This window comes from Xanthomonas sp. SHU 199 (genome assembly GCF_000364665.1).
In the GTDB taxonomy this organism is placed as follows: Bacteria; Pseudomonadota; Gammaproteobacteria; order Xanthomonadales; family Xanthomonadaceae; genus Xanthomonas_A; species Xanthomonas_A sontii.
This window is the reverse complement of sequence record NZ_AQOI01000083.1, coordinates 1-8,875: the sequence shown is the minus strand read 5'-3', so window position 1 is coordinate 8,875 and position 8,875 is coordinate 1. Positions and strand designations below refer to the sequence as shown.

The 8,875-nt window shown below is 68.7% G+C and carries 9 protein-coding genes; 8 read left to right on the top strand and 1 reads right to left on the bottom strand.

The features are described 5' to 3' along the window. From phaE to D183_RS0104170, 5 genes are all read left to right on the top strand, one after another. On the top strand, window positions 1-891 hold an 891-nt coding region (gene phaE / locus D183_RS23975; RefSeq protein WP_017907890.1), incomplete at its 5' end, for a class III poly(R)-hydroxyalkanoic acid synthase subunit PhaE. After that, window positions 888-1,964 carry a class III poly(R)-hydroxyalkanoic acid synthase subunit PhaC gene (locus D183_RS0104185; protein WP_017907889.1) on the top strand — a complete coding sequence of 359 codons (1,077 nt, stop codon included), beginning with the start codon at window positions 888-890 and terminating at the stop codon, window positions 1,962-1,964. The genes phaE and D183_RS0104185, both read left to right, overlap by 4 nt. A gap of 52 nt (window positions 1,965-2,016) precedes the next feature. Beyond that, window positions 2,017-2,316: a DUF5329 family protein gene (locus D183_RS23970; protein ID WP_017907888.1), complete on the top strand. Its 300-nt coding sequence runs from the start codon at window positions 2,017-2,019 to the stop codon at window positions 2,314-2,316. A gap of 103 nt (window positions 2,317-2,419) precedes the next feature. Next, window positions 2,420-2,620, top strand: a complete 201-nt coding sequence (locus tag D183_RS0104175) for a PspC domain-containing protein (protein WP_026144177.1) — start codon at window positions 2,420-2,422, stop codon at window positions 2,618-2,620. After that, window positions 2,617-3,072 (top strand): hypothetical protein, encoded by a 456-nt coding sequence (locus tag D183_RS0104170; protein WP_017907886.1) that lies wholly within the window; start codon window positions 2,617-2,619, stop codon window positions 3,070-3,072. Before D183_RS0104175 ends, D183_RS0104170 begins: the two co-directional genes overlap by 4 nt. Window positions 3,073-3,222: 150 nt before the next feature. Here the strand turns inward: D183_RS0104170 and D183_RS0104165 are convergent, their stop codons facing one another. Then, window positions 3,223-4,434, bottom strand: a complete 1,212-nt coding sequence (locus tag D183_RS0104165) for an NAD(P)/FAD-dependent oxidoreductase (protein WP_017907885.1) — start codon at window positions 4,432-4,434, stop codon at window positions 3,223-3,225. A gap of 177 nt (window positions 4,435-4,611) precedes the next feature. On the opposite strand from D183_RS0104165, the gene D183_RS0104160 reads away from it, so the two are divergent. From D183_RS0104160 to D183_RS0104150, 3 genes are all read left to right on the top strand, one after another. Beyond that, the gene (locus D183_RS0104160; RefSeq protein ID WP_017907884.1) at window positions 4,612-4,827 is read left to right on the top strand and encodes a hypothetical protein; all 216 of its coding nucleotides are present in this window, start codon (window positions 4,612-4,614) and stop codon (window positions 4,825-4,827) included. A gap of 75 nt (window positions 4,828-4,902) precedes the next feature. Then, on the top strand, window positions 4,903-6,537 hold the full coding sequence (locus D183_RS0104155) for a hybrid sensor histidine kinase/response regulator (protein WP_017907883.1): 1,635 nt from the start codon (window positions 4,903-4,905) through the stop codon (window positions 6,535-6,537). 96 nt (window positions 6,538-6,633) lie between these two features. Next, window positions 6,634-8,875: Tex family protein (locus D183_RS0104150; RefSeq protein ID WP_017907882.1), on the top strand; the 2,242-nt coding region annotated here is incomplete at its 3' end.

Here is an 8,875-nt window from a genome sequence, read left to right as displayed (position 1 = left end):
TGGCTCGGCGCGATGCAGCAGGTGGCGGCGCAGTTCGCCGGTCGCGACGCCAGCAGTGCCGACGTCGCCGACGCCTGGAAGCGACAGGTACAGGGTCAACGCGAGCAATTGCTGCAGTGGCTGCTGGGTGCGGTGCGCGGGGCCGGTCAGGCCGGGATCGACCCTTTGCTGCAGCAGGCGGCGCAGTGGCTGCAGGGCCTGCAACGCGACAGTGGCCCATGGTTGCAGATGCCCGGGTTCGGCCCGGCGCGCAATCACCAGGCACGCTGGCGGGCGCTGGCCAAGGCCCAGCAGGACTATCAGGCGCAGTTGCAGGCCTATCTGGGACTGCTGCAGGGCGCCATCGACCGCGCCTTCGGCCTGTTCGAGGAGAAGCTGCGCGCGCACGAGGATCCGGGCCGGCAACTGACCAACGCGCGGGCGATGTTTGATCTGTGGATCGACGCGGCCGAGGAAGCGTACGCGGCGGCCGCGCTGTCGCCGGAGTTCCGCCAGGTCTACGCCGACGTCGCGAACGCGCAGATGCGCCTGCGCGCCCTGCTGCAGCGCGAGACCGAGCAGGTGTGCGAGCAGGTGGGCCTGCCCACGCGTACCGAACTGGATGCCGCGCATCGGCGCATCGCCGACCTGGAACGCCGGCTGCGGCGACTGGAGCGCGGCGAAGGGCAGGGCGCGACTGCCGCGGCCGGACCTGCACCGGTTGCTCCGGCCCCGGCTGCGCCGCAGAAGAGCTCTCGGAAGACCGCGGCCAAGTCGGCCCCTGTGCGGGCGGCAGCCGCCGCGCCCAAATCCAAATCCAAATCCAACGCCGCCACGCCAGCGAAGGCCACGCCCGCCGCCACGTCGCGGCGGGCCGGGACCACGCCGGCGGCACGCCGGAGTCGCGCATGAAGGGGCCGCTGAGTTTCAGCAGCGACGATCTGGTCCAGGAAACCCTGGAACTGCAGCGCAAGCTGCTCGAAGGCCTGCGCGTGCTGCCGGGCCTGGACACGGTGGACTACGGCGCCACCGCGCGGCAGGCAGTGTGGCGCGACGGCAAGGTGGTGCTGTACCGCTTCGTCGGCGAACGCCCGCCCACCGCCAAGGTGCCGCTGCTGATCGTCTATGCCCTGGTCAACCGCCCGTACATGGTCGACCTGCAGGCCGACCGCTCGCTGGTGCAGGGGCTGCTGGCGCTGGGCGAGGACGTCTATGTGCTGGACTGGGGCTACCCGGACCGCTCCGAGCGCTACCTGACGCTGGAGGACTACCTGCTGCGCTACATCGACGGCGCGGTGGACCATCTGCGCTCCGCCGGCGGCGGCGCGCCGGTCAACGTGCTCGGCATCTGCCAGGGCGGGACGTTCTCGCTGTGCTACGCGGCTTTGCAGCCGGAGAAGGTGCGCAACCTGGTCACCATGGTCACGCCGGTGGATTTCCACACCCCGGACAACATGCTGTCCAACTGGGCGCGCCAGGTCGATGTCGACCTGTTCGTGGACACGCTGGGCAACGTGCCGGCGGACCTGATGAACGTCAGCTACCTGATGCTCAAGCCGTTCCGCCTGAACCTGCAGAAGTACGTCGGCCTGCTCGACATCCTCGACGATCCGCGGGCGCTGGAGGACTTCCTGCGCATGGAGAAATGGATCTTCGATTCGCCGGATCTGGCCGGCGAGACCTTCCGCGAGTTCGTCAAGCAGTTCTATCAGGACAACGCGCTGATGCACGGGCGCGCGCGCATCGGTGCGCACACGGTGGACCTGGGTCGGGTCACCATGCCGGTGCTCAACGTCTATGCCGAGCAGGACCACCTGGTGCCGCCGGACGCGTCGCGTGCGCTGCGCGGCGTGGTCGGCAGCCGCGACTACGCCGAACTGAGTTTCCGCGGCGGCCATATCGGTATCTACGTCTCCGGCCGCGCCCAACGCGAAGTGCCGGCGGCGCTGCATCAGTGGCTGGCCGAGCGCGATGGCGGGCACTGAGCGCCAGCGGCGACGCGTCGTGCCGCCAGGGGCGCGTCTTGCTGGCGTCGTCTTGGCGGTGGCGCTGGCTTGGCTGAGCGTGGAGCGCGGCATCGCTGCGCCTGCGGCCGCGGCCGACCGTGAAATCCGCGGACTGCTGGCGGCGTTGCAGTCCTCGCCGTGCCGGTTCCAGCGCAACGGGACCTGGTACTCCGGTCGCGAGGCCGAGGCGCATCTGCAGCGCAAGTATGCGGCACTGCGTTCGCGCGACCTGGTGGACAGCGCCGAGCAGTTCATCGCGCGCGGCGCCAGCCGCAGCAGCGTCAGCGGAAGCGCCTACCGTGTCGCCTGTCCTGGCCGGCCGGAGCAGTAGGCGGCGGCCTGGTTCGAGCAACAATTGGCGGCATTGCGCCGTCACGCCGCGCCCGCGCCGGCGCGCGTAGAGTGAGCCGGCCGCCGTCGCTGGAGCCGCTGCCATGTCGCAACCCCGTTCGCTGTCGCGCTCGTTGAACGACCGCATGATCGCGGGCGTGATGGGCGGGATCGCCCACCGCTTCGGCTGGAATGCGACCCTGCTACGGGTGCTGTACGTGGTCGGGTCGATCGTCTCGGCCGCCTTCCCCGGCATCCTGGTCTATCTGATCCTGTGGCTGCTGATTCCCAACGAAGCCGATTGACGCGGCCGCTGTCGCGGGTCTGGCGCCGTGCCGGCATCGCCGTCGGCGTCCTCTGGACCTCGCCGAACACTGTCCTGGGCATGCTCGTCGGGACCATCGCGCTGGCCTTCGGTGCGCGCCTGCGCTTCAGCCGACGCGAACTGGCGCTGGTGTTCGAACGCGTGCCGATGCGGCCACGCGGGGCGATGACGCTGGGCAACGTGATCCTGCTCAGCTCAGACGATCTGGACGTGGCCTGCGCCACCTACGAACACGCTGCCGGTCGTTGCCGGCATCCTGCGGTACGGCTCGGCGACCACGAACGTGCGCACGTGCTGCAGTACATGCTGCTCGGGCCGCTGTTCCTGCCGGTGTACCTGGCCTGCGGCGGGGTCAGCGTGCGCAATCCATTGGAACGCGCCGCCGATCGCTATGCGCTGTACGGTCGGGGTTGGTGGCCGGGGACGGGTTGAGCGCGTGGCGTCCGCAAACCGCTGCTTTCGCAATGCACGACGTTGCCGCGCAGGAGCGGCTTCAGCCGCGACGGGCTTTCCCGGGAACGCCCCGGTCGCGGCTGAAGCCATTCGTACGGATGTACCAGTGGCGCTTGTTGGTGGCTCGGGTCAGTCGAGCCGGGAAAAACCGAACAGGCGCTTGAGCGGGTGCGCATGCCGCTCGATCTGGGCGCGCAGCAGGCCGGCGCCGATCATGCTGTAGGTGATGCCGTTGCCGCCGTAGGCCATGGCGAACTGCACGCGCGGGCCGTGCTGCGGGTGCGGGCCGAAGAACGGCAGGCCGTCCTCGGTCTCGGCGAAGGTGCCGGCCCAGGCGAAGGTCGGCTGCAGCTCCAGTCCCGGCATCACCTTGGCGATCTTGCGCGACAGCGTGCGTGCCTTGCTGTCCACGCGCGCGTCGCGGCGCGCCGGCACGTCCACGCTGTCGTCCTCGCCGCCGGCGACGATGCGGCCGTTGCCGGTGCTGCGCAGGTATAGATACGGCCGCGCACTTTCCCAGATCATGGTGTCGCGCAATGGGCCGAGGACGGAAGGCTCGAGCGGGTCGCTGACGAAGGCATAGCTGCTGCGGTTGCGGGCCACGCGTTGATCCAGCCAGTGCTGGTTGGCGTAGCCGGCGGCCATCACCACATGGCCGGCGCGCACCTGCGCGCCCTGATCGGTGTGCAGGGTCACGCCGCGGCCAGTGACCACGATCCGTGCGATGCGGGTGCGGTCGTAGACGCCGACGCCGCGTCGGAAGGCGCGGCCGAGCAGGCGATAGGTGAGGCGGTACGGATCCACCCGTGCCGCCTGGTGGCTGAGGATCGCGCCGTGCGCCTGCAGGCCGTAGTCCGCGTCCAGCGTTTGCGCGTCCAGCCATTCCACGTCCAGGCCGTGTCGCGCGCGCACTTCCAGTTCTTCCAGCAGCACCCGTACGTGGCGGCGTTTGCTGGCGTAGTACAGGCTGTCGTTCCAGCCGAAGTCGACATCGCGCAGCGGCCGGACCAGGTCGCGCAACTGCTCCAGCGCCTGCGCGCAGGCGCCGTAGGCGAGGGCGGCGGCAGGTTCGCCATAGCGCTTGGCCAGATCGATCAGATGGGTGTCGATCTCGTACTGCAGCAGGGCGGTGCTGGCCGCGGTGCTGCCCCAGCCGATGTCGCGCTGCTCCAGGACCGTCACGGCATGCCCGTGCGCGCTTAGTTCTTCGGCGATCAAGGCGCCGGTGATACCGCCGCCGACGACCGCGACATCGCAGCGCACGTCGTCGCGCAGCTGCGGAAAGCTCTGCATCAGGCCGTTGCGGACCGACCAGAAGGGATAACCGCTCTTGAGATCCATGACGCCCCGGCGCAGAAAGGATGTGCGACTTAGGCGCAGGTCCGGTTAAGTCTGCGTGAGCCGCCGCGGACGTCATGTTCGGGCAAACAGCCGCGATTAATCTCGGTGCAGAAGTCCCTCACATGGCGCTGTGTATGGTGCGCGCCAGTTCCACGAATTCCCTGTAGAGGAAGCGTCATGTCGGTCGTTCTGTATATCGGTGGCAGCAAGGACGGAGAGAAGGGCGTCGTGCCCTACGGGTTCCGCAAGTCCATGAAGGAAACCGAGGCAGGCCCGGAGATCTATGTCGAGCGCGTGCTGGCATTGAGCGATCGGCAGGTGCGGATCATGGCGCTGGAGTCGCTGCAGGACGATATCGTGGTAGAACGCCTGCACAGGTATTATTCGCGTTGACGCCGGCGTGCGAACCCCGGTGTGGCCGCCCGCCTAGGCGGGCCAGCGACGGTTCGCATCGACCTGCCACCGACCATGCCCGCACCAGAAATCAGCAACAACCCGGCGCCGCCGACGACCGTCGACCCGAACGCCCCCACCGACATGTCCAATCAGCGCAGCGATATTTTCTTCGCTGCGGTGCAGACCACGCGCATGCCGATGATCGTGACCGATCCGCGGCAGCCGGACAATCCGATCATCTTCGTCAACCGCGCGTTCCTGGAAATGACCGGTTACGGTCGCGAGGAATTGATCGGCAATAACTGCCGCTTCCTGCAGGGGCCGGACACCGATCGCGAGACCGTGCGCAGCGTCCGCGACGCCATTACCTCGCATGACGAAGTGGCGGTGGAGATCCTCAACTACCGCAAGGACGGTTCCAGCTTCTGGAACGCGCTGTATATCTCCCCGGTGTATGACGACCGCGGCGAGCTTGTGTATTTCTTCGGTTCGCAACTGGACGTCAGCCGTCGCCGCGATGCCGAGGACGCGCTGCGCCAGGCGCAGAAGATGGAGGCGCTGGGTCAGCTCACCGGCGGCATCGCGCACGACTTCAACAACCTGCTGCAGGTCATGTCCGGGTATCTGGAACTGATCGAGCACGCGGTCGAGAGCGACCCGCTGAATCCATCGCTGCTGCGCAAGAGCGTGGACCGCGCTCGCGATGCCGCCGGCCAGGCCGCGCGCCTGACCCAGCAGCTGCTGGCGTTCGCGCGCAAGCAGAAGCTGGAAGGACGCGTGCTCAATCTCAATGCCTTGGTGGCCGGGATGAGCGATGTGGCCGAGCGCACGCTGGGCGACGGCATCGCGTTCTCGCTGGAGCTGTCGCCGGACCTGCGCAACTGCCGGATCGACCCGACCCAGGCCGAAGTGGCGCTGCTCAACATCCTGATCAATGCGCGCGACGCCATGGCCGACCAGCCGGCGCCGCGTCTGGTGATCCAGACCCGCAACGTCTCGGTGCGCGCGGACGAACCCACCACCTACGACAACCTGCTGCCTGGCCACTACGTGTGCGTGTCGATCACCGACAACGGCAGCGGCATGCCGCCGGAGGTGCTGGCGCGCGTGCTGGATCCGTTCTTCACCACCAAGGAAGAGGGCAAGGGCACCGGCCTGGGCCTGTCCATGGTCTACGGCTTCGCCAAGCAGTCCGGCGGCGCGGTGCGCCTGTATTCGGAGGAGGGCCACGGCACCACCGTGCGCCTGTACTTCCCGATCGACGACAACGTCGAGAACATGGCCCCACGCGATTCGCGCACGCGCCGCCCGTTCGATCGCCAGGGCGACGAGACCATCCTGATCGTCGAGGACCGGCCGGACATCGCCGAGCTGGCGCGGCTGTTCCTGGGCGACCAGGGCTATGCCACGCACGTGGTGTACAACGCGCGCGAGGCGCTGGAGCTGCTCGACACCGGCGTGCACGTGGACCTGCTGTATTCGGACCTGATCATGCCCGGCGGCCTCAACGGGGTGATGCTGGCGCGCGAGGCGCGGCGGCGCCGGCCCAAGATCAAGGTGCTGCTGACCACCGGCTATGCCGAGTCCTCGATCGAGCGTACCGATGCCGGCGGCAACGAGTTCGAGGTGCTGGCCAAGCCGTACAACCGCCAGGAACTGATCCGCAAGGTGCGCATGGTGCTGGACGGGCCGAACGGCGTCACCTGACGCCGCCAGCTTGGCGCGCGCCTGTCAACGGGTTCCCCGGCGGCGCGCGCACTGCGAAAATGCGGGTTTTCCGCAAGGCGGCTTCGGCCGGACGCAATGCACGACACTCAGCTCGCCCAGCAGATCGCCAACACCATCGCCGCCGAGATCGGCGCGCAGCCGGCGCAGGCGCGCGCCGCCATCGCCCTGCTCGACGAGGGTGCCAGCGTCCCGTTCATCGCACGCTACCGCAAGGAAATCACCGGCGGGCTCGACGATACCCAGTTGCGCAACCTGGAAGTGCGCCTGACCTATCTGCGCGAACTGGAAGAGCGCCGCGCCGCGGTGCTCGCCAGCATCGCCGAACAGGGCAAGCTCAGCGACGAACTGCGTGCGGAGATCGTCGCCGCCGACACCAAGTCGCGGCTGGAAGACCTGTACCTGCCATACAAGCCCAAGCGGCGCACGCGCGCGCAGATCGCCCGCGAGGCCGGGCTGGAACCGCTGGCCGATGGCCTGCTGGCCGATCCGAGCCAGGTGCCGGAAACCTTTGCCGCCGGCTTCGTCGATGCCGACAGGGGCGTGGCCGACGTCAAGGCCGCGCTGGAAGGCGCGCGCGCGATCCTGATGGAGCGCTGGGGCGAGGATGCCGCACTGGTCGGCGAACTGCGCACCTGGCTGGGCGAGGTGGGCGTCATCCGCGCCCGCGTGGCCGAGGGCAAGGAGCAGGAAGGCGCCAAGTACCGCGACTACTTCGATCACGCCGAAGCACTGGCCAAGATTCCTTCGCACCGATTGCTGGCGCTGTTCCGCGCGCGCCGCGAGGAGATCGTGTATCTGGAACTGGATCCCGGCAGCGAGGCCGAAGCCGGCCACCAGTACGCCGAAGGCCGCGTCGCGCTGCGCGCCGGCATCGCCAACCAGGGCCGCCCGGGCGACCGCTGGCTGCTGGATGCCTGTCGCCTGACCTGGCGCGCCAAGCTGCACATGCACCTGCTGCTGGATCTGTTCAACCAGGCGCGCGAAAAGGCCGAGGCCGAGGCGATCGCGGTGTTCGGCGACAACCTGCAGGACCTGATGCTGGCCGCGCCTGCCGGGCCGCGCGTGACACTGGGCCTGGACCCGGGCATCCGTACCGGTTGCAAGATCGCGGTGGTCGACGCCACCGGCAAGCTGCTGGCCACCGACACCATCTATCCGCACGAGCCGCGCCGGCAGTGGGACCAGTCGCTGCACACGCTGCGGCAGCTGTGCACGCAGCACGGCGTGGAGCTGATCGCGATCGGCAACGGCACCGCCAGCCGCGAGACCGACAAGCTGGCCGCGGACCTGATCAAGCAGAATCCGCAGCTGAAGCTGGAAAAGATCGTGGTCAGCGAAGCCGGTGCCTCGGTGTATTCGGCGTCCGAGTTCGCCGCCAAGGAGTTCCCGCAGCTCGACGTGTCGCTGCGCGGCGCGGTGTCGATCGCGCGGCGCCTGCAGGATCCGCTGGCGGAACTGGTCAAGATCGAGCCCAAGGCGATCGGCGTGGGCCAGTACCAGCACGACGTCGACCAGTACCGCCTGGCGCGGGCGCTGGACGCCAGGGTGGAGGACTGCGTGAACGCGGTCGGCGTGTACGTCAACACCGCCTCGGCGGCGCTGCTGTCGCGCGTGTCCGGGCTGTCGTCGAGCGTGGCCGAGAACATCGTGCGCCACCGCGACGACAACGGTCCGTTCAAGCGCCGCAAGGACCTGCTCAAGGTGCCGCGGCTGGGCGACAAGACGTTCGAACAATGCGCCGGCTTCCTGCGCATCGCCGATGGCGAGGAGCCGCTGGACGCTTCGGCGGTGCACCCGGAAGCCTATCCGGTGGTCGAGCGCATCGTCGGTGCCACCGGCAAGCCGATCAAGGCCCTGATCGGCGACGGCGGCTTCCTGCGCGGCCTCAAGCCGGACCAGTTCACCGACGAGAAGTTCGGCCTGCCGACGGTGCGCGACATCCTCAAGGAACTGGAGAAGCCGGGCCGCGATCCGCGCCCGGAGTTCAAGGCGGCGCGCTTCGCCGACGGCGTGGAGGACATCAAGGACCTCAAGCCGGGCATGGTGCTGGAAGGCGTGGTCAGCAACGTCGCCGCCTTCGGCGCGTTCGTCGACATCGGCGTGCACCAGGATGGCCTGGTGCACATCTCCGCGCTCTCGGACAGCTACGTCAAGGATCCACGCGACGTGGTCAAGGCCGGCGACATCGTCAAGGTCAAGGTGCTGGAAGTGGACGTGGCGCGCAAGCGCATCGCGCTGACCCGGCGCCTGGACGACACGCCGGCGCCGGCGCGTCCGGCCGACCGCGACCGCGACCGCGACGCGCGTGGCGCCGGCG